The sequence below is a fragment of the Paenibacillus sp. FSL R7-0189 genome (genome assembly GCF_037969925.1).
In the GTDB taxonomy this organism is placed as follows: domain Bacteria; phylum Bacillota; class Bacilli; order Paenibacillales; family Paenibacillaceae; genus Paenibacillus_AQ; species Paenibacillus_AQ odorifer.
On the sequence record NZ_CP150223.1, the window covers coordinates 1,833,915 to 1,855,067 of the forward strand.

The following is a 21,153-nucleotide window of genomic DNA, read 5'->3' on the forward strand; positions in this document are numbered from 1 at the left end:
AACGTGGAATCTAAAGCTAAATCTAGCCTTTGAAACACCGCCTTGCCGGTGAAGCAGGTTCGTCGTGATTTGGGCTGAGAGTAAGGACGCCTGATGAACGATAGCTCCTTGACACTTTTATTACCCGAAGAGCCACTTACTGAATCACTCCTTTCGGGCCTTATCGTTATATTGTATCATATTCCGGATTAACTTCCACCTTTCCTTGTAAAATGTACTATTTGGAAAATATTATTTTTACAGCTGCCTTCGTAAGTCAGATGTCTCCAAACTGGTTAAAATAAAATAACCTAAACAGCAAGGAAAACTGCATTTATCAAGAAATGAGAAGGAGATCGTTATGGCTCAGCCTGTAATTCCCCTAATGACTACCGCAATGCCAGAAGACACCGATACACGCCTGGAGGGTCTTGAACAAGCCCATCAAGCTATCCTAAAAGAATACTCCAAGATGCATAGCATGCTTATTGTGCGTCATGGAAAACTTATCTTCGAACGTTATTATAACGACCATCATGCTGGAGCATTAAATGATCTCCGTTCTGCCACCAAAAGTTTTGTCAGCGTCCTTACGGGAATCGCTATCGGCCGTGGAGAGATGCCTGATCTCCATATTTCTGTGTCCGAGGTTCTTCGCAAGCATATTCCATACCTTCACTCCCCACATCTCTCAAAGATCACACTCCGTCATCTTCTTACCATGACTTCCGGCTTTAGCTGGATCACAGGGAAGAAGCTTGGTGAACCGCTCGTTCGGAACCTCCATCGCAGCCGCCGCTGGGGTTCCTTTGGCCTTAGCTTGAACATTATTCCAGAACAAGTCGGCCAGTTCCAATATCGAAGCATCGACTCACATCTAATCTCGATGATGATTAGTGAATCTACAGGTCTTGATGCATTTTCCTATGCAGCACAGCATTTATTCACTCCACTCCGAATGGCTAATACCGCTTGGTTACCTAGCCCCGAAGGACATAGCATGGGTCATATCGGTTTGCACCTAACGTCTCGGGATATGGCTAAATTCGGAATTTGCCTGCTGAATAATGGAGTGTTTGCAGAGCAGCAAATCATCCCAGAACATTGGTTGCAGGAAGCACTTACCGCTCAAACTAAGGGATATCCAGCGTTTGGTGATTACGGATATCAGTTTTGGATCGGTACGATGAGCGGGCAGCCCTACAAGCTCGCCCACGGGCATGGCGGGCAGCAGATTCTGCTCTTCCCCAATCTGGATGCTGTAGTGGTCTTTACAGCAGAGAGCAAGACAAACAACTGGAAGAACCCTCGCAGGCTGCTTGAAAAGTATGTTCTCCCTTCAATGAGCTAAACATACTTTTTCCTGACAAGTCATAGGCTTGTAAGGAAGAAGGATTCGAACAATCAAGCCCCTTCTTCTCCAAGCAGAAGGAGAGTGAGCCCATTGTCCCCTTTTAAATCATCCACCGGATTGCCCGATAATATAGCGGGCGCGTTGTGTTACTTTTTCCCTTTTCTCGGCGGCGTCGTCTTTCTCGCATTGGAGAAACGCAGCCGCTTTGTGCTGTTCCATTCGCTGCAATCACTGATTACCTTCGGGGTGCTGATGATCCTCCACGTACTAACCGGATTGGTCCCATTCCTCGGTCCCTTGATGAGTGCCCTCGTCTCTCTTTGCAGCTTTGGGGTGTGGCTGTTAATGATCTACCATGCCTTAAGTGGCAGGTGGTATAAACTCCCTTGGGCAGGTGATATCGCAGAAAGTCAGATTCGCCATCTGTAATCCCCCAAAAAGCAGCCCCTCTGATCGCTGAAAAGTATTCCCTTTTGCCCATCCACTCCTTACAATGTAGAAAGGGCATCAATGGAATTCTACAGGCTGGAGGAAATCATATGTATCTATTTATCATAAACCCGCGTTCCGGCGGGGGGGCAGGCGGCCGGACCTGGCATACTGTAGAGGCGCTCATGAAGGAGCGTTCGCTGCCTTTCATGTCCTTGTTTACGCACAGCGTAGAGGGTGCAGAGGCCCTTGTTTTAAATACACTAAAGCATCGCGAGGATTGGAAAGCCGTGATTGTAATCGGTGGCGACGGCACGCTCCATAGCATTTTGGGTGCACTTTGCGGCAAAGATATCCCCATGGGCGTGATTCCTGCCGGCTCCGGCAACGACACCGCCCGGGGGTTTGGCATTCCACTTTCAATAGAAGCCGCGCTGGAGGCCGCCCTTAGCGAGCGGTATATCGAAGCAGACCTGCTTTCAGGCGCAAACGGACTGACCGTAACAGCCGTTGCCAATGGCTTTGATGCTCAAGTGGCCGAGAATGTGAATGCCAGCCGTTACAAACGGCTGTGCAATGCCATTGGAGCAGGCCAGCTGGCGTATATCATCGGCATATTGCATACGCTGATGACATTCAAGCCCTGCCGGGTAAGCGTAGTCTGCGACGGTACGGAGCACGCCTTCGAGAAGGCATGGCTGGTCTCGATCTGCAACCTGCCCAGCTACGGCGGCGGGCTTTTGATCTGCCCGCAGGCAAAGGCCGATGACGGCCACCTTGACGTCTGCGTCGTGCATGGGTGCAGCCGCGGGCAGTTGCTGCGGCTGTTCCCCACGGTACTGAAGGGCAAGCATGTGGCGTTGCCCTTCGTGTCTATGCTGCGCGGACGTAGCGTAGCCGTAGGCTTTGCCGAGGCCCGGCCTGCGATCGGCGACGGCGAGAGCCTCGGCAAAGGGCCGCTGGCCGTTCGCTGCGAGCCGGGGGCGCTGCGGGTGCTATCGCCGCTGGCGGCGGACAGCGTACAGCTGCCCGTCGACACTGCAGCGGCATGCGGCAGCAACGGGTAACCTGACCCGTGCATACCATACACACAAAAAACAGCAAGCGACTGGTTCATTACCAGTTCGCTTGCTGTTTTGCATATCCTATAGCTTTTGACTGAGAATTGATTCCAAAAGACTCAAACAAGATGCTCTTCCTCGTCTTCCACGAAAGTGACTCTTCCGTCCTCCAGCGAGGCGATACGCACGAGTGATTCTACGCGATATCCCGCTTCCTGCAGCAGCCGATTCCCTGGCTGGAACGCTTTTTCGATCACAATGCCAATTCCAACCACACTCCCTCCCGCCTGCTCAACAATACGGGCAAGTCCGAAGGCGGCTTCACCATTCGCCAAGAAATCATCAACAATCAGCACCCGTTCTCCGGGAGCAATGAATTTCTTCGAAACGGTAATTTCATTCGTTTCTTTCTTCGTGAAGGAGTATACCTTCTCCACGTAAATGTCTTCTGTCAGCGTCAGCGATTTCTGCTTACGGGCAAAAATCAATGGAACCTCCAGCTCTAATGCTGTCATAATCCCCGGAGCGATTCCCGAGGATTCTATAGTCAGCACCTTCGTAATTTCTTCGCCAGCGAACCGGCGGATAAACTCACGGCCAACCTCGCGCATCAGGAAGGGGTCCATCTGATGATTCAGAAAAGAATCCACCTTGAGCACTCCTTGCCCGAGTACAATACCTTCTTTCAATACCTTTTGTCTCAACAGCTCCATAGTGCTCCTCCTTCTCCCATCATTAAATCCATTCTCCCCACATTACAGGCCTGTCGGCTTCTGAGGCAATAAATTTCCAACGATCGATTTTAAATTATGATCATCCTTGCTCTTTTCCTGACCGTTATCATAACCCGTAATTCGAATCTCCAAGAAATCTCCCGGATTTACCGGTTTAAAAATCAATTTCTCGCGGTCTTCCAGTCTCACGTTAAAATTCATATCCTTAAACATTTCGACCAGTTCTGCTTCTCCAGGAGATGCTCCCTTATCCAGAAACAATAGTCCACGCAATTTCTTAGGACCATCATTGTGCACCACTTCAAAATGAACGATACATTCCATGCTTCTCACCTCCCTATGATAATAACTACTGCGCCTGTTCTTCCCCATCATCGCCTTGATCATACATAACATATTTGCTATGAATTTTGCTGTAACGTTCTCCATAACGCTCTACTAATTCTGCGCCCATATCCTGCTCCAGCTCGAATAAGACCATTTCCTGTGTAAAATGATTCAACAGCAGCTCCACTAACACCGGGTGCTCTGTTACCACTGCTTGTGCGGATCCATCATCATAACGCATCCCCAGCATACACCAGCTCCGGTCGATCACAAATGAGAACTTCCGTCCATCCGCCCGCTGCGAATCTTTTCCGAATGACGGCCATACCGGGTAAGAGGCAGCAGCAGCATTGCCACCGTCAAAAGCCCATAAAAGCCTAACGCCACGCAGTTCGGCCTGTTCAAGTTCGCTCCGCAGAAGCGACGCTTCCTCGCGCCACATATCCACTACAATCTCCTGCTCTGCCATGTTAAGCTGGCGAATCAGCGCCCCCATTACATTGCGGTCGCCCTCTACATTATAAAAAGAAGGACTAACAGGCCCCCCGCGAGGCATCTCACTTTCCATATAAGCCAGCGAAGCTTGAACTCTTCCCGAGATCATCGTCGCCAGCTCCTCTGGATTGAGAACACTATACCGCGCAGGCTCTCCTTCACCACATCGTACATATCCCTGCTGTGTTAGGCGCTGAAGCGCCGCATACACATTTGATCTTGAAACTCCGAGCTGTTTGGCAACCTCATAGCCAGAAGCCTGACCTTTAGTCGCAAGCTCGACCATGATTTTGGACTCCATCTCCGTGAAGCCCAGATTGCGCAGATGCAGCAGCAGCTGTTCCATCTTGTTGTCCCCCTAAGCCCTAAGCTGACTGATATCTGTACTATATTTGCTCCGATCCACAACGCGGGCACCATAAGGAGCCCTTTGGCAATTCATTCCGACAGATTTGACACTTAATCATATCACGTACACCACTGTCCTGGGTGACTGCGGACTCCTCCTGATGTTCATTCGCATTCCAATCGCGGATGCGACGATCCAGCTCAAGCTGTCTTTGTCTTTCCCGTTCCAGCTGATCAGCATGTCTGCGATCCCGTTCAATGTCATGTTCGTTCGCCGCATATTCCTCCAATGGCAGCTCATCATCCTCTGAAGGCAGGATCTCAGAATACACCATACTTTGCGGATGGAGCTTCATTGCAATCTCCTTCTCTTCATCCGTTAGCTCATCTGCACCATAGTATTGATCCTCATCCTCTTCGTCCTCATCCACAGTTTTGACGAATACGGGCGGTGAAGGAATCTTTCTTGAAGTGGTTAGCTCCTCCAGCTTACTTCCACACTTTGGACAAAAGTTTGCATCGAGCGCCACAACATTGCCGCAAGAACATAACCGTTCATTTTTCAGTTCAGCAATCCTTGCGCGTTGGACTTCGATTTTTTCCTGAAGTTTGGAACAGGTCCGTGCCAGCTCTACCATTTTGCCTTCAGCTACCGACATATCCTTAGTGCGATACCCTTCATAAAAAAGCCTGCCCATTTTCGTGAATTCCACTTCCATCTCACGTTCAATATCGGAAATAAGCCCGTTCAGCTTGCCAATCTCAACAGAGCTTTGTGCTTTTTCAGTAACCCGGCTCGCACTATCTTTGATTCGTTTCATAAAACTCATTACAGTTCCTCCCTCTCCAGCGATACGTGATTCTATCATACCAAATGTATCGAACAGATTCATTAATGTGCTTTAATACGCGATTTAGCGGAGAATGTTCCTATAAATTCTTATTTTCACTGATTTCAGACGTTATTTTGCGTCAGGGGTTCTACATCGGTTAAAATAGAATTAATCACAAATAACGAAATTGGGAGAGTTTCAGTGGAAGAACATGACAGCACACAGCTTACGCTAAAACAGATGCAGGTACACGTTAAGGATCTGCAACATTGGCAGGATAACGAGGATTTCACAAATCTTATCAATGAGTTTAAGTCTCTGCCAGCACTCTATCGCCATGCACTAAATGATCTTGAGAATAAAATCGATGTGATCAAAACGGAATGGCAGGTCCGTGACGGCTTCAGTCCCATCGAACATGTTAAATGCCGAATTAAAGAACCCAAGAGCATCCTGCAAAAGATGGAGCGCAAAGGTTTCGAGTTCAACTTGGAAAATATGGAGCAGCACATTCACGATATTGCAGGTATGCGGATTGTATGTGCTTTTGTTAAAGATATTTACCGTCTGGTTGATCACCTCAGCACACGCGAAGACATTCGCGTATTGGAGATCAAAGATTATATAGCCCATCCCAAGCCGAATGGGTATCAAAGCCTGCATCTTATCGTCGCAATTCCGCTCGTCCTGCTGGAAGGAACACGCTGGGTCAAAGCAGAAATACAGCTGCGAACCCTAGCCATGGACTTCTGGGCAAGTATGGAACATATTCTGTATTATAAATTCGATAAACAGCTCCCTTCGCATGTTGCTGAGGAATTGAAGGATGCCGCACGCGCCGCCGATGAACTGGATCAAAAAATGCTGCGCCTGCGCCGTGAGATTCTGGAACTTGCAGAAGGGGAATCCCCTGCCGGCGGGCAGGTTTAAGCTTTCATATTTCTACATTTCTCAAAAATTAAGGGGATGTCTCATAAGCCATGACAATGGCTGCTGGGACACCCCCTTCTTTTTAATCGATTAGGCCGTTTGATCGATACCCTTCGCCGCCGAAGCAAGGGGTTATCAGACACAGCCGATCTTATTCACAGAATAATCCTCCATTTTGCATACTAACGGACCCCAAAGTCACTAACGGCATAAAAAACACCGGATCTGCGCCCTACTATATGAAATAGCTGCACTGGAGTCCGAAAACATGCTGGATAGGCGGTAAATGTGTGAATAACGCCCCCTGGGTCCCTAAGTCTCAACGGCTAATCATTACATCCGGCATTCCGCTGTATTCAGCCTCAAGGCTTGCCAACCAAAGGCTTCCATGTAACGCCACCATCTGTAGTGGTCTGTAGAAATTCAGGACCCGCCAGCCAACCGTTTTTCGGCGTAACAAACTGAATATTCTCTGCCTTCGTGAATAGCTGCGAAGTAGCAATTATCCTCCAGCTTACACCCCCGTTGACAGTCGCCACCAGTTTACCACCCTCCTGCAAGGCCCAACCTTCCCGAGCGTTCAGCCATGTTGTTCTCACCGCCTCAGTACCGAGTAATTGAGGGCCCGGCTTCCATGTCCTACCTCCGTTATCACTTATGTAAAACACCATACTTCGAATCCCATCGTCAACAATCTCCAGCGGCAGGATGCCTTTCATATTGTCTTTGCCTGAGAATTTAGGTGGATAACTATTACTGTAAGTAAATGCTGCCATAGCAGCCGGCTTCTTTAATTGTTCCGGCTTCCAGCTCTTCCCGCCATCCGAAGTTCTGAACGTTAAAATGTATTCTTGCCCATGGTTGCTGGAGGTGATCCAGCCATTCCGGGAATCCTGAAAGGTCATCCCTGTTGGATAGGCTTTAATACTCCCCGTTAGATTTCCGATTCGCTTCCAGCTGTTCCCGCCATCTGTCGTGCGATACAAGGATTTCTCCATCATCCCGAGACCAGGTTCTGAATCCAGCAGCACATACCCGTTATTCACATCGATAAAATGAATAAATCCGCCACTGTATCCTTGCTCCCAATCCTCCGTGACGGGAAGTTTTGTCTCCTTCCAGGTCTGGCCCTGATCAGAGGTATGATAGATCAGGACAGATTGACCCATACCATGACTACTTATAATCCAGCCATTTGTGGCATTCAGGAAAAAGCTTGCTGCGGCAAAGATGCCTGTTTCTTGTGGAATAGGAACGATATTGCTGTCCGGATGGTACCAACTACTCCCTCCATCGTTCGTAGTCCATAATCCAGTCTCGTCTATTCCCCACCCATGCTTTATGTCATTCATGCTAAATTTAGCAGGATACCCCTGCAAAGAATTCATATCCGTCTTCAGCTCAGCGGTATTTGTCCCAATACTCGAATCTAAACCAAACTTATCGTTTACCATGCAGGATTGCAGAAATAACCCGGCAATGATTATCGGGGCAAAAACGGCATATAGTCTCAAATGAAATCCTCCTTTTTCCATTTCCTTCTATTCTATAATCATAGACAGAGTTTAATAGTAAAAGGTTACAGAAGCTTTACACAAAGAAGCCGCCTCCTCAGATAGGATGCGGCTTCTCTACACTCCACTGCTGTTTAATTACGCCTTACTTGCTCGACGGGCAGCAGCTTCTGCTACTCGATTCATAATCAAAGTTAGGCCTTCTAGCGCCTTAGGTGTCTGAGGCAGCAAAGCTCCCCAGTCTTCCGTTACCGCTGCTACTACCGGCGATGAAGGAAATGGCCTAGCCGTAATCTCATGGAACTGCGGTCCCGGCTGGTGAAGCGAACCTTCAGCAGCCGCTTCTGCAAGCCATTCTCCAGAGGAAATTGCGGGGCCCTTGCGCTCTAGCCGTGCTAATTCCGTTGCAAGCTCACTAACGGGGGCTGCCTCTGTCTCAGAATCATCGGCAGCTATATCACTTTCAGCCCAAAGGGCAAATATTCCATCCAGGAGTTCTCCCTTAGTAAATCCTCTCAGAGAAAGCGCCAGCAGCGGCTCTTCAGCAAGTCGTTCTTTTATAAGCTGCAGAGTCTCCGCCTGGTTCTCTAACCCTTCCCCCTCAAAGAGGGCTTGCTCCAGCTCTGTATCTGTAGGCAGAAGCTCCAGTTCCGCCAGCCCACCCGTCAATCTCCCTTGCAGCAAAGCAAATACCTCATCCGGACTTAGCGCCAGACGCCGCAATATTTCTTTTCTACGGGCAGCATGCCAGACTGGAACCTTCAGAGAGAGAGGTTGCTCCGGTCTTTGTCCCTGAGGAACAGCAGAAGTACCGACATTCCATTCACCTTTTGCCCGCGACCCTCCCGTCACTTTCCCGGGCGAAGCCATCCATGCTGCTTTTACTAATCCAGGCACAACTTCCAGCCGCATCTCTAACAGTTCACTCATTGTTCGATCCCTCCGCATTGCTCATGTCTTTCCTTACATCCAATCCTGATCCTGCAGTTCAATAAGCTCCTTCAGTTCATGATTAGACATCTCGGTCAACCATGTTTCACCAGAACCAACAACCTGCTCCGAAAGGCTTTTCTTCCGCTCAATTAATTCGTCAATACGTTCCTCCAGCGTTCCTTGGCAAATCAGCTTATGAACTTGTACGTTCTTATCCTGCCCAATTCGGAAAGCCCGGTCTGTCGCCTGATTCTCCACTGCCGGATTCCACCAGCGATCGTAATGAATAACATGATTGGCCCGGGTTAGGTTTAATCCTACTCCGCCCGCTTTAAGAGATAACACGAAGAAGGATGGACCCTTGCCCTCCTGAAAATCATGCACCATCTCGTCCCGCTCCCGTTTTGGAATTCCTCCATGAAGGAACAACGGCGATGTACCATAACGTTTAGTAAGCTTGCTCACCAGCAGCTCACCCATCGCTACGTATTGAGTAAAGATCAACGCAGACTCGCCGACTTCAGCAATACTGTCCAGCACCTCGAACATAACCTCCATTTTACCGGAATGTTCATTACGCGGACTCCGACCTTCTTCTTTCCGGAATAGCTGAGGATGATCGCAAATCTGCTTCAGCTTCGTCAGAGAGGATAACACCAGTCCACGGCGGGCCATACCGCTGCTCTCCCCGATCACGCCGAGCATTTCATCCACGACACCCTGATACAGGGCAGCTTGGGTCTCGGTCAGTGGACAATAAGACTTCAGCTCCAGCTTCTCCGGTAAATCCTTAGAAATATCCGGATCACTCTTCAGACGCCGCAACAGGAAGGGAGATACCAAGCGATGCAGCTCCCGCAGACGTTCCCCACCCTCCCCAGACACATAACGCTGCCGGAAGGAATGATAGGTTCCTAAATAGCCCGGGTTTAAAAAGTGGAAAATAGACCATAACTCGCCAAGTCTGTTCTCTACCGGAGTACCTGTCATAGCTATGCGATGCGGTGCCGATAATTTCATCACACTCTGTGCCTGCTTCGTCCGGTGATTTTTAATATATTGAGCTTCATCCAGCACTACTGTTGACCACTGGACATTGGCTAAATCCTCGCTGTCACGCCCTGCCAAGTGATAGGTCGTCAGTACGATATCATGACTGGTTGCCAGTTCTAAGAAGCTATCTCCCCGAACACGGCGTCCACCGTGATGTATGTGTACATTAAGCGAAGGTGCAAAGCGCTGCAGCTCCCGCTGCCAGTTGCCAAGAAGCGATGTTGGGCAAAGAATCAGTACAGGCTCCTGCTTCTCTTCAGGGGGAGCACTTAACGCCCGGTCCAGCAGGCAGGTGATAACCTGCACCGTTTTACCTAGACCCATATCATCGGCGAGACACACCCCAAAACCCAGACCACTGAGCTCGGCCAGCCACTGATAACCCCGCTCCTGATAAGGTCTTAAAGTTCCATGCAGACCCTCAGGTACAGGACGCACCGGAAGATTACGTAATACATCTCCGCGCATAAGTGATGCCAACAGCCCCGATGTCTCCATCCCAGTGACGGACATTCCTTTCCAGAGCCGATCTTCACCATCCTCGGCTTCTAGGCGCATCCAATCCGCGGCAGTCATTTCTCCGTTTTCGTGGCGTTTCATATATCTAAGAACCTGGCGGATTTCTTTAGGATCTATCTCGATCCATTCCCCGCGGAAACGTACAAAAGGTACACCTGCTTCTACTAACGCATTTAATTCTTCCTCACTAATCGTACTATCTCCAAGCGAGGCCTCAATACGGAACGAGATCAGTTCTTCCATACCCAGAGCCGCGGGTGCCGGACTATCGCCCCCGTTCACGCCCGGCTGCATTTTCATCTTCATGCCAATGCGGCGGCGTCCCTCACGGCTCCAGCGCGAAGGCATCTGCACCGTTATTCCCCGATCGCGCAGCTGCTGCACCGTCTCCTTCAAAAAGAAATAAAGACGCTCCGGTTCCAAATCTGCCCCCGTAGGTGCAGGCTTAGCAAGAGCGCGCTGAATATCCGGCGATATCTTCGCAGCCCGGCCCAGCGCTATAAGCAGCTGCTGCTGGATATTGCGATAGCGTTTCCCCCATAACGTAAACTCTCGTTCCTTACTGCTCCAGATCGATTTGGCGGGAAACCAGAATTCCCCTTCTTCCTTGTTCTCCGCCCAGAAGGTTAACCGCCACACTTCATTATTGTCTTCTGGCGGCTCCAGCCGTAACCCAAGACCCAGCTGCCCGCTCCGTGCTTCCTCTGGTTCTGAATGTGGCACATCGCTGCCAGCGGTCTCGTTCACAGTGACCAAAAGGTCTGTCACCTCTGCCGGAGTTCCTTGCACGGGTATATCTCGGCTTCCCGTGAGAAGGCTATTCCACCACAGTTCAGTTAAAGGGGAATAACCCCGGCGATAATTCGCTTTATAAGGGGTTAACTCACTTTCAATACCCGCAATTACTTTTTTTATTTCAGCAGTCATTACAGCCTGCATAAAGGAGTAAAGCACATATGCTCCAGCCTCATCACGAGAGGATAAATCCCCTGCCTCTGCGATATGCGTTCCTAGTGCAAGAACAGGCATGGATGCTGCCAGCTGCAGAAAGATCTCTTTGTCCTCCTGCTTTCGGAAAGCTGGCGACCAGCAGACCGTCGCCGCCTGTTCGCCGCCGCGGCGACGTGAGCCCACAGGGCGTGGTGGCAAGGCTCCCGGGGTAATCCCGCCTGTACCCATCAGCTCCAGCGCAAAACGTGCCGCTGCTGCCCAGTAACGCAGTTCGCCGCCTGGCTCCACTCCCTGATCTCGGCATAACGTCTCATCCCATGCCAGAAGCAGTTGAAATGCATCGCTAGGAACCAAGGCGAGCCCTTCGAACGTTCGTCCGGGCAATCCGCGCCGGGCTGGCTTCCCCTCTACAGGGGGAGCCGGATATTTCACTTCTGCCAGACGCAGAGCAGCAGTTGCAAAAGGACGCACTCCTCCCTGTAGCTCCATCCGCTTCACTACGCGAGTCCAAGCGTCAACCTTCGGCTCCGAAGTTTCGCCAGAGAAGCAAAATAAAACGTCCCCTAACCATATTGCATACAGATGCTTAGTCATCGGTGATCTCCTGTCTTTTAAGCAAGCAAAAAAAGAACCAGCCCCCCACCATCAGGAAGGGTAACTGCAACCTTTTCCGCGAGAAATAAATTTTGAAGCTATACAAGTAGAAGCCGCTTCTTCCTCTTTTAGAGAGGCGATGCGCTCCTGCGGTAAATATAAGGATAAAGAACTAGGACAAAACTTATATTTTCTTGAATCTTCATCTCTTCATCTTATACGAAAAAGCGCTGATTTAAAAACATTTCTGCATATTTTCTGTAGATTTTTATGAAATAAAGTTGAAGGATATAGAAACACCCAGTAATTTGATTCATTTAAAATACCCCGCACTACTGCCCTGCTATCCAAGAATGTTATGACTCACTAGTCACTTTTTTTCTTTTTATAGTCTTAATTAGGCCAAAAAGGGGTATATTCTAAATAAGCAACACCCTATTAAAAAGCTAGGGAGTGAATTATTTGAGACGTTATAATCCTTATAAATGGTGGAACCTCGTATTCTTTGTGGGTGTAATTATCGTAAATGTGCTGGCGGTAACCTTGCCTTTGGGCGGAAACAGTACAGGAGAAATCTCTGACAAATATAAGACTTACATGACTCCTGCTGGCTACGCCTTCTCCATTTGGTCACTGATTTATCTCTTGTTAGCCGGTTTCGTTATTTATCAATTCCGCTCCTATACAAGCTCTAGGGATTCTGTACGAGCTATTTCGTTCTGGTTTATCCTGAGCTGTGTTTTTAATATGAGCTGGCTTTTCCTCTGGCAGTATCTATACATCGAGCTTTCTTTGATTGCCATGGTGTTAATGTTAATTTCCATCATTGTTATCTATCGCCGAACGCGCCAGATCGCAAATCCTACTTCAGGTGAGAAATGGCTGATCAAGCTACCCTTTAGTATATACCTTGGCTGGATCTCTGTGGCGACTATCGTGAATGTTAGCGTTGTTCTGGAGAAAAATCATTGGGATGGGTTTGGACTTAGCGGGATAACCTGGGCCGTGATCATGCTCTGCGTGGGGACACTACTTGCGGTGTTAGTCAGCTATCCTAACCGAGACAGCATCTATCCTCTGGTCTTCGTATGGGCTTTCATCGCGATCGCCCTGGAACATAGAGAGGCTAATGCAGTCTTTGTAACGGGCACAATAACGGCAGGTCTTCTGCTGCTCTACAGCATTTGGCTATTGCTCACACCACGCCGCAGAAGATACAGCAGATACTGATTGTCCTCTTGATAATATAAAAGGCAGGCTAAGAAGGTGATCCTCCTTAACCTGCCTTTTTTTGTAGAATAATCTAGAAGTGCGAAATCATATTTATTTCTTACGTGCTACCGCTTCGATCTCAACAAGTCCGTCTTTGGGCAGCCGAGCAACCTCAATGGCACTGCGGGCAGGATAAGGTTCTTTAAAGAAGGTGCTGTAAACCTCGTTAACTGCTGCAAAATCATTCATATCTTTTAGGAATACGGTGGTCTTCACTACATGATCCAGTGATGCACCAGCTTCCTCAAGAATAGCTTGTACATTGCTAAGTGCTTGACGAGCTTGTTCCTGAACGCCTTCAACCAAATTCCCTGTCTCGGGATTAAGGCCCAGTTGTCCTGAAGTGTATACCCAACTACCGGTGGTAATGGCTTGACTATAAGGACCAATGGCTCCTGGTGCTTTTGTAGTAGCTACTTGTTTTTTACTCATCTTGTTACCCCTCTCCATTAAACGCTGATCATTTATTGTCCATTGTAAGTCCTGTTCTCACCGTAATGCAAATTTATTACCAGCCCGAAAAACTTAACGTTTTCCAATCACATGTATTACTTCATTCGTGTAGATATGCAAACCATGCGTGTCAGCAGAGGCAATGTTAACCATAGCTCTCGCCACAGTTACACCAGGTATGGCACGATATTTAGCCGCTTTGCCAACCATCACAAACTCCAGCGCTTTCATTAATCTAGCCGCGACGCGTTCTCCCAGTCTGAATTCCTCACGATGACCCAGCAGCAAGGATGGCCGAAACAAATGCAGCCCTTGAAAACCGATTTTGCTTAACGCTTCCTCTGCTCTCCCCTTAGTCCGACTGTAGAAATTGCGCGATTTGGCATCTGCCCCCATGGATGAAACAACCAAGAACTGTTTAACACCGTGATCTCTCGCAATAGCAGCAGCTGCAAGCGGATAATCCAGATCGACACGTTCGAACTGCTCTTGTGAACCTGCCTTCTTGATCGTAGTCCCGAGGCAACAGAAGATGGAATGAACGCCTTCGAACGAATCGCTATACTCCGCCAGGCTCTCCCAATCCACAACGATTTGCTTAAGCTTAGGATGTTCTAAAGCTAATGGAGTCCGTACAAGCACTCTCACCTCACCCCAACCTTCACGATTCAGCAATTCCTCCGTAACCGCTTTCCCTACTAATCCAGTAGCCCCTAATACCAACGCAATCCTTAACATGGAATAGTCCCCTTTACTTCTATTCGTCCTTTAGAATACGACGGCCCAGCAGGAAGGCAAGAGCGATCATAAGCGTTCCCACTACCAACTGCATACCGTATACTTGGGTCCATTGCGGCCAGTGGGCAATTTTTTCATACAGCTGTCCCCCAATAAGCGGACCAAAAAAGGATGATAAACCCGTAAGCGCCGCATAGGTCGCCATATACATAGGCCGTTCTTTTTTCGGCGTGTCTCCAATAATAAAATTAAAGGCCAGCTGGTTGAAACCGCCTACACCTACACCAAAAACAATATGAGCGGCAAACAACACCAACAGCATCGGCAGCACAGACAAGAGTCCCCACATCAACGAGGACAAGGCAATAATCGGCAACGTAAAGAACAACAGACGTTTATTGCTATATTTTGCATTTAGATTACCCCAAACGTAGAAACTAGCCATCATAAAAAGAGTCTGGGACACATTAAGCAGTGATAATGTTTCATAATTTATATGAAGTAACTGCAACATGACATACGAGTATAGCGGAACAGTTAAATTCTGCAGCAGCAACCAGGCGGCCAGAAACAAAGTAGACTTCATAAATAAAGTATCTTTAAGCGGTTTCTTAAACATCGGCAAAAATTTATGTTCTTCCGACTTCTCGAAAGGCACGTCGGGATAAAAAAAGAATACAACGACGTTAGAGATCGCGAAGATCCACACAACAATATAAAGAATCAGAAAACCATGGCTACCGGGATAACGATCCAAAACGATACCCCCACCGTACATCACCAGACTACCGAGTGCATTCAGGAACGTATTACGAATCCCAAAATAACGTCCACGCACACGTGCTGGAACAAGGTCGCTGATCACAGAGCTCCATAGCACACCACCCGCCGTATTAGCAATAAATGCAGTAGTATATAAGGCTATAAAAGTCATGACCCAATACTCTTTAGGAAAAATAAACGGAATTAGCCCCGTAGAACTCCAAAGTATCCTATGCAGGCCGATAAAAGTAACCATAGCCCATTTGCGGCTTGGCAGCTTCTGGATCAAAAAAGCTACCCCGATCTGCATCACATTAACCAAGGTGGTAAGCGCTAGCACAAATCCAATTTGACTTGAAGTGGCTCCTAAATATAGTAGGAATCCTGTTAGAAACTGCCCTTGCAGCAGTACCTGGAAAATGGTCGATGGCACACCTTCCCAGGTAGCAATGCGCAAATTTCTGCGATGTACTGAGGTTTTACGGACACGCTTTGAACTAGTAACTGTGTGCTTAGTTTCCATGTTGTTCATAGAGAGGGGTAACACTCCTTTGATGCGGCATTTGCTTCATTCTACTCCGCATCAATCTACTGTCAATACGCCAAATTAACAAATAATATTGGAGCTTACTCTTCTATGATTTCGAGGGGTAAATAAAGCGAAAAACGGCTCCCTTTACCTTCCTCACTTTCTAAAGTAATGAAACCTCCGAGCAGTCTGGCCAAATCATTACTAATAGAAAGCCCTAATCCTGTTCCGCCATATTTTCGACTAATTGTTCGATCCGCCTGTTGGAAGGCTTCAAAGATCATGGCATGCTTCTCTGGTGCAATACCAATACCGCTATCTTCTACCTCAAATACAATCCAATGCTTCACAATAGCTCTTTCCCCACGTTCCTCTTGACGAATACGGAGTGCGACATGGCCAGACTTTGTAAATTTAAAAGCATTAGAAAGCAAATTGCGCAGGATTTGCTGAATCCGCTGCGGGTCGGAATGAATCATTTGTGGAACATTTTTTTCCATATCAATATTAAATTCCAGTTCTTTTTGTTTCGCTGTCACAGCGAACTGCATAGCCAGAATCTCTGGAATCTCACTAACACTTAAATCTTCATTAATAATATCTAATCGACCTGCTTCCACTTTGGACAGATCTAATATATCGCCAATAATCATCAATAATTCTTCACCAGAACGGCGGATAATAGCTGCATACTCCCTCATTTCTGCTTCCGTAAGAGAATTATCATTGTCTTCAATTAATTGCGATAAATTAATAATGCTATTCAGTGGCGTTCTAAGCTCATGAGACATATTTGCCAGAAATTCCGATTTAAATTGCGAAGCCATCATTAACTGATCGGCACGCTCTTCAAGCTCGATCTTATTCTTATGCAGCTCCTCCGTCTGGGCAGACAGCTGTTCATTAGCACGCTCAATCTGTCCATTCCGCAAGAGACCCAATTGAAAGTCACGGATAATTAAGGAGAATAGAACACTTAGAATCAATCCGGCAGGGAAAGTAATCGGCATAATCTCTTTTATGTACTCTGGGGCGGGGATCACACCAAACACCATAATGTTGATTGCGTTCATTACATTTATGACTAGAATCACGATCAAACCTTTGTTCACCATACATAAGTTAGATCGTCTGACCCAGTAGCTAAGCGCAGCACAAACAAATCCTAGAATGGACAGATTAATGGTTCCGGCCATCGCCGCCTCATTTACTCCAAAAGTTAACCGTGTAAGACCTGTTCCTATACCGATCAAAACAAGAATGAAAGGATGCGGATAAGCCAGCGTTGATATAATAAGTGGCACAAAACGTAAATCAAAAATCACATGCTCACCCAGCCTATATCCAAAAAGAGTACTAATCCACCCGGCAAAAATGGCCAGTAATACCCAGCTTACCTTTTTTATTCCTACACTTGCATTTGAAATGGTGTTTTTATATATAAGATTAGCCAAATAGGCTACAGCTATTAGCATTGCGGTGTTTCCAAAAAATATTTTAAGATAACCCATAGATTCACTCCCACCTCGGCAAAATAAAATACAACTTTCATCTCATAATACTACCATACTAAAGCCCCATTCGATAACTAACGCCCATGGACGCAGAAGAAGAGCGCAAATCAGATGCGATTTGCGCTCTTCTTCTGGAATTTTATATTAACGTCATTAGTAATGAATTAATCGCGGTAGGAACGTCCCCAGGTTTGGTACTCTTTCTCCGCGTCTTCTTTCGTATGTCCATAACGTTCTTGTAGTTTACCTACTAATTTATCCTTTTCACCGTCAATTACGTCAAGATCATCATCTGTAAGCTTGCCCCATTGCTTCTTGGCCTCGCCTTTGAGCTGTTTCCATTTTCCTTTAAATACATTGTTGTCCATTATAAGCTCATCTCCTTAGCTGAATTAATTAGGGTAGGATTGTTATCCCGTGTTACCTTTACTTACCCTTCCCCATTCGCTATGAATCTTTCCACATTTCAAGACATTCGCAAATTAAGTCGTATTCTGTCACATATATTTTTAAATATATGTATTCAAATCTTTTAAAATTTGATATAATCCAGATATAAATTAAATATTTAATTTTTTAAGTGATTTATTTCACAATGGTTTTCCTAGTCCATGTGCTAGAATGCCATCGGAGATAAAACAACATCATTAAATTTTTTCCTAATGTATGCCGATATAAGTCAAGATACTGTTACAAATGGGTAATAACGCATGAGATTAAAGTGACAAATATCATTTATAAAGTGATTTTTATCACTTCGCTCGACTATTAAAATGTTTTACATTTTAATATATATATTTTAAACTATATTTTTGGAGGTCATTTGAAATGAAAAAAGCTTCTGTTATCTTGTCGAGCGCACTTATCCTTGGATTGCTCGCAGGTTGTGGTAACAACACAGACAACGCCGCAGCCCCTACTAACGCACCAGCTGAAACAACTGCTCCTGCAACAAATTCCGGTAACGCTGGAACTGAAGCTGGACAGTACAAAGACGGAGTTTACTACGGTACTGCTGACGTTGATGCTAAAACTGGCTGGCAATATTTCGCACTCTTAACTGTAGAAGGTGGAAAGATCACTAAAGCTGACTGGGATGCCTTTAACGTTAACACTGCAGGCGACCTGAAGAAAAAAGTTTCCGAAGATGGTAAATATGGCATGAAAGCTGGCGGTGCTTCTTCTGAATGGCACGAGCAAGCAGCTAAAGCTGAAGAATTCCTGATCGAAAAACAAGATCCAGCAGCTATAACTTTTGATGCTGAAGGGAAAACTGATGCCATCTCTGGTGTATCCGTACACGTATCTGACTTTGTAAAAGCTGCTCAAGCTGCTCTTGCTGTTGGTCCAGTAGAAGCTGGTCAATATAAAGACGGAGGCTACCATGCTGAAGGCGAAATGGACGCTGAATCCGGTTGGAAATCCACTGTTGACCTGACTGTTGCTAACGGTAATGTTGTAGCTGTTAAATTCAGTGGTTTGAATGCTGCTGGCGATGACAAGAAGCAATTCTCCGTTGATGGTAAATATGGTATGAAAGCTGGCGGCGCTTCTGCTGAATGGCATGAAGAAATCGCTTTGGCTGAAAAATACTTCCTTGAAAACAAAGGTGTTGCTCCAACGCTTGATGCTGAAGGCAAAACTGATGCAATTTCCGGCGTGAGTATTCATGTTGGTGAATATTTTACACTTGCAGAAAAAGCACTCGAAGGCGCGAAATAATTTCGCAGGACCTTCTGCAGCTAATCAGACGAATGAGGTGAATTTCTCTTGAAGAAGATAGTCATTTTGGGCGGCGGCTACGGCGGCGTACTCACGGCTAAAAAACTGGCAAAGAAATTTAAGAAAAACAAAGATGTTGAAATTACACTGATCGACCGGAATCCATATCACACTCTATTGACTGAGCTGCATGAGGTTGCCGCGAACCGTGCTCCAGAGGATTCAATCAAGATCGATCTTAAGAAGATTTTTGCGGGCCTTAAAGTAGATGTTGTTCTTGATGAGATCAGCAATATCGATTTCAAAAGCAGAAAACTTAAATCGGATAAAGCTACCTACGCTTACGATTACCTTGTAATCGGCACAGGTAGCAAACCAACCTTCTTCGGCATTCCAGGCGCAGAAGAAAACACCTTCTCCTTCTGGTCTTACGATGATGCGGTAGCATTGAAACGTCAAATCCGCGATATGTATACCAAAGCGGCTATGGAGAAAAATCCAGCTGTACGTCGTGCTATGCTAACCTTCGTTATTATCGGTGCCGGCTTTACTGGTGTCGAGCTAGTTGGTGAAATGGCTGAACAACGCGAGGAATTATGCAAGGAGTTCTTTATCGACCCATCCGAAGTAAGACTGATTGTGGCTGATATGGCTCCGAAGATTTTGCCTATCCTTCCAGATAAGCTGATTCAAAAAGCTGAAGCTCGCCTTCGTAAGCTGAACGTAGAAATCGTGACTGGCGCTAAAATCACCGAAGTAGGCAATGGTAGTGTTGCACTTGGTGAGAAAAACGTTGTCGATTCCCAAACAATTGTTTGGACTGCTGGTGTTGAAGGCTCCGAAATCGTTGGTGGACTTGAAGTACAACAACAAGGCCGCAAACGGATTGTTACGAATGAGAACCTGGAAAGTGTAGATCATAAGAACGTTTACGTAGTAGGGGACAACATTTTCTACATTCCTGAAGGTGAAACTCGTCCTGTACCACAAATGGTTGAGAACGCTGAACAAGCAGCTCCGATTGTTGCTGGCAACATTGCCGCTGACATTCAGAACACTGCTAAAAAAGCTTACAAACCAGGTTTCCACGGTACAATGGTCTCCATTGGTAGCCGCTACGGTGTAGCAAACGTTGGTCTGCCAGGTAAGTTCTTTATGCTTACTGGATTCATGGCAATGCTTTCCAAACACTTTATTAATATGTTCTACCTGTCTCAGGTTGTCGGATTCAATAAAGTATGGACATATATGATGCATGAGTTCTTCCATGTTGAGAACCGCAAGAGCTTCTTGGGTGGTCACTTCTCCAAACGTTCACCTAATTTCTGGCTCGTACCACTTCGTGTTCTACTTGGTGGTATGTGGTTATACGAAGGTATTGAGAAGATCCAAAAGATTTGGAAAGATCCAGATAAGATTTTCTTGATTCCAGCTGCTCCTTTTGCAACGGATGCTTCATCAGCAGCCAGTGTTGCAGTAGATGCAGTTAAAGACACCGTAGATGCACAATCTGCAGCTTCAGCAGTATCCACTGCAAAAGAAGCTGTTGAAGCGTTGCCTGTACCTAACTTCGTATACAACATTACAAACTGGTTCATGGATTTGATGTTCTACAACAACGACGGAAGTTACACTTTCCTCGCGAAATGGTTCCAAATCGGTATGGTATGTGCAGAAATCGTCTTCGGTATTATGCTCATCGTTGGTCTCTTCACTGCACTCGCTTCTATAGCGACTGTCGCCATGTCGGTCATGATTTGGTCAACCAAAATGGCATCGACAGAAATGTTATGGTACGTTGCTGCTGGTATTGCCTGCATCGGCGGATCAGGAAGCACACTTGGTCTAGACTATTATGTACTTCCTTGGCTTAAGAAACAGTGGAAGAGAATTCCGCTCGTCAGACGATGGTATCTATACACCGACTGATAATAAAACCCTGAATTAGTGTAATTTATCATATAGAACATATGTGCAAATTGTATTTTATTAGGGTTAAATATGGATATACTTCAGAGTAATGTGTCCCTAGGACACATTACTCTCCTTATTTACAAGAAGAAAATAACCTTCCTAATCCTAGGAAATGGTGGTTTTTTCTTGAATGAA

The 21,153-nt window shown here is 46.6% G+C and carries 19 protein-coding genes; 7 read left to right on the forward strand and 12 right to left on the reverse strand.

Annotated elements, in window-relative coordinates; all coding sequences use genetic code 11:
• Window positions 1–340: 340 nt before the first annotated feature.
• The 3 genes from MKY63_RS07850 to MKY63_RS07860 all read left to right on the forward strand — a co-directional run bounded on the left by MKY63_RS07850 (window position 341) and on the right by MKY63_RS07860 (window position 2,829).
• Window positions 341–1,330: a serine hydrolase gene (locus tag MKY63_RS07850; RefSeq protein WP_339812367.1), complete on the forward strand. Its 990-nt coding sequence runs from the start codon at window positions 341–343 to the stop codon at window positions 1,328–1,330.
• Between the two features lie 93 nt (window positions 1,331–1,423).
• Window positions 1,424–1,762, forward strand: a complete 339-nt coding sequence (locus tag MKY63_RS07855) for a membrane protein (RefSeq protein WP_036682511.1) — start codon at window positions 1,424–1,426, stop codon at window positions 1,760–1,762.
• Window positions 1,763–1,872: 110 nt separating this feature from the next.
• Window positions 1,873–2,829 (forward strand): diacylglycerol kinase family protein, encoded by a 957-nt coding sequence (locus MKY63_RS07860; RefSeq protein WP_339812370.1) that lies wholly within the window; start codon window positions 1,873–1,875, stop codon window positions 2,827–2,829.
• A gap of 113 nt (window positions 2,830–2,942) precedes the next feature.
• Here the strand turns inward: MKY63_RS07860 and MKY63_RS07865 are convergent, their stop codons facing one another.
• Genes MKY63_RS07865 through MKY63_RS07880 form a run of 4 tightly spaced genes read right to left on the reverse strand, consistent with a single transcriptional unit; the run spans window position 2,943 to window position 5,557 of the window.
• Window positions 2,943–3,536, reverse strand: coding sequence for a xanthine phosphoribosyltransferase (locus MKY63_RS07865; protein ID WP_036682513.1), 594 nt, complete (start codon window positions 3,534–3,536; stop codon window positions 2,943–2,945).
• A gap of 42 nt (window positions 3,537–3,578) precedes the next feature.
• Window positions 3,579–3,881 (reverse strand): hypothetical protein, encoded by a 303-nt coding sequence (locus tag MKY63_RS07870; RefSeq protein WP_038568522.1) that lies wholly within the window; start codon window positions 3,879–3,881, stop codon window positions 3,579–3,581.
• Window positions 3,882–3,906: 25 nt separating this feature from the next.
• Window positions 3,907–4,725, reverse strand: coding sequence for a TrmB family transcriptional regulator (locus tag MKY63_RS07875; protein ID WP_036682516.1), 819 nt, complete (start codon window positions 4,723–4,725; stop codon window positions 3,907–3,909).
• Between the two features lie 40 nt (window positions 4,726–4,765).
• The gene (locus MKY63_RS07880; protein WP_036682517.1) at window positions 4,766–5,557 is read right to left on the reverse strand and encodes a zinc ribbon domain-containing protein; all 792 of its coding nucleotides are present in this window, start codon (window positions 5,555–5,557) and stop codon (window positions 4,766–4,768) included.
• 204 nt (window positions 5,558–5,761) lie between these two features.
• On the opposite strand from MKY63_RS07880, the gene MKY63_RS07885 reads away from it, so the two are divergent.
• The gene (locus MKY63_RS07885) at window positions 5,762–6,490 is read left to right on the forward strand and encodes a GTP pyrophosphokinase family protein (RefSeq protein WP_076218890.1); all 729 of its coding nucleotides are present in this window, start codon (window positions 5,762–5,764) and stop codon (window positions 6,488–6,490) included.
• A 362-nt stretch (window positions 6,491–6,852) separates the two neighbouring features.
• Here the strand turns inward: MKY63_RS07885 and MKY63_RS07890 are convergent, their stop codons facing one another.
• From MKY63_RS07890 to MKY63_RS07900, 3 genes are all read right to left on the reverse strand, one after another.
• Window positions 6,853–8,004 (reverse strand): YCF48-related protein, encoded by a 1,152-nt coding sequence (locus tag MKY63_RS07890; RefSeq protein ID WP_076141851.1) that lies wholly within the window; start codon window positions 8,002–8,004, stop codon window positions 6,853–6,855.
• A 138-nt stretch (window positions 8,005–8,142) separates the two neighbouring features.
• Window positions 8,143–8,934 carry a hypothetical protein gene (locus MKY63_RS07895; RefSeq protein WP_339812375.1) on the reverse strand — a complete coding sequence of 264 codons (792 nt, stop codon included), beginning with the start codon at window positions 8,932–8,934 and terminating at the stop codon, window positions 8,143–8,145.
• 33 nt (window positions 8,935–8,967) lie between these two features.
• On the reverse strand, window positions 8,968–12,054 hold the full coding sequence (locus MKY63_RS07900; protein ID WP_339812378.1) for a DEAD/DEAH box helicase: 3,087 nt from the start codon (window positions 12,052–12,054) through the stop codon (window positions 8,968–8,970).
• A 462-nt stretch (window positions 12,055–12,516) separates the two neighbouring features.
• On the opposite strand from MKY63_RS07900, the gene MKY63_RS07905 reads away from it, so the two are divergent.
• Window positions 12,517–13,284 carry a TspO/MBR family protein gene (locus MKY63_RS07905; protein WP_339812380.1) on the forward strand — a complete coding sequence of 256 codons (768 nt, stop codon included), beginning with the start codon at window positions 12,517–12,519 and terminating at the stop codon, window positions 13,282–13,284.
• A gap of 93 nt (window positions 13,285–13,377) precedes the next feature.
• Here the strand turns inward: MKY63_RS07905 and MKY63_RS07910 are convergent, their stop codons facing one another.
• From MKY63_RS07910 to MKY63_RS07930, 5 genes are all read right to left on the reverse strand, one after another.
• On the reverse strand, window positions 13,378–13,758 hold the full coding sequence (locus MKY63_RS07910) for a RidA family protein (RefSeq protein WP_076185190.1): 381 nt from the start codon (window positions 13,756–13,758) through the stop codon (window positions 13,378–13,380).
• Window positions 13,759–13,851: 93 nt separating this feature from the next.
• Entirely contained in the window at window positions 13,852–14,517 is a 666-nt protein-coding gene (locus tag MKY63_RS07915; RefSeq protein ID WP_076124502.1) for an oxidoreductase, read from the reverse strand.
• A gap of 19 nt (window positions 14,518–14,536) precedes the next feature.
• A complete protein-coding gene (locus MKY63_RS07920; RefSeq protein ID WP_339813468.1) occupies window positions 14,537–15,802 on the reverse strand; it encodes an MFS transporter in 1,266 nt (421 codons plus the stop codon).
• Window positions 15,803–15,906: 104 nt separating this feature from the next.
• Window positions 15,907–17,319, reverse strand: a complete 1,413-nt coding sequence (locus MKY63_RS07925) for an ATP-binding protein (RefSeq protein ID WP_038568513.1) — start codon at window positions 17,317–17,319, stop codon at window positions 15,907–15,909.
• A gap of 167 nt (window positions 17,320–17,486) precedes the next feature.
• Window positions 17,487–17,690, reverse strand: coding sequence for a CsbD family protein (locus MKY63_RS07930; protein ID WP_036682530.1), 204 nt, complete (start codon window positions 17,688–17,690; stop codon window positions 17,487–17,489).
• Window positions 17,691–18,150: 460 nt separating this feature from the next.
• Between MKY63_RS07930 and MKY63_RS07935 the strand changes: the two genes are divergently transcribed.
• Both MKY63_RS07935 and MKY63_RS07940 read left to right on the forward strand, forming a co-directional pair.
• On the forward strand, window positions 18,151–19,044 hold the full coding sequence (locus MKY63_RS07935; RefSeq protein WP_076141849.1) for an FMN-binding protein: 894 nt from the start codon (window positions 18,151–18,153) through the stop codon (window positions 19,042–19,044).
• 48 nt (window positions 19,045–19,092) lie between these two features.
• Window positions 19,093–20,973, forward strand: coding sequence for an FAD-dependent oxidoreductase (locus tag MKY63_RS07940; RefSeq protein WP_036682533.1), 1,881 nt, complete (start codon window positions 19,093–19,095; stop codon window positions 20,971–20,973).
• The last annotated feature ends 180 nt before the right edge of the window (window positions 20,974–21,153 follow it).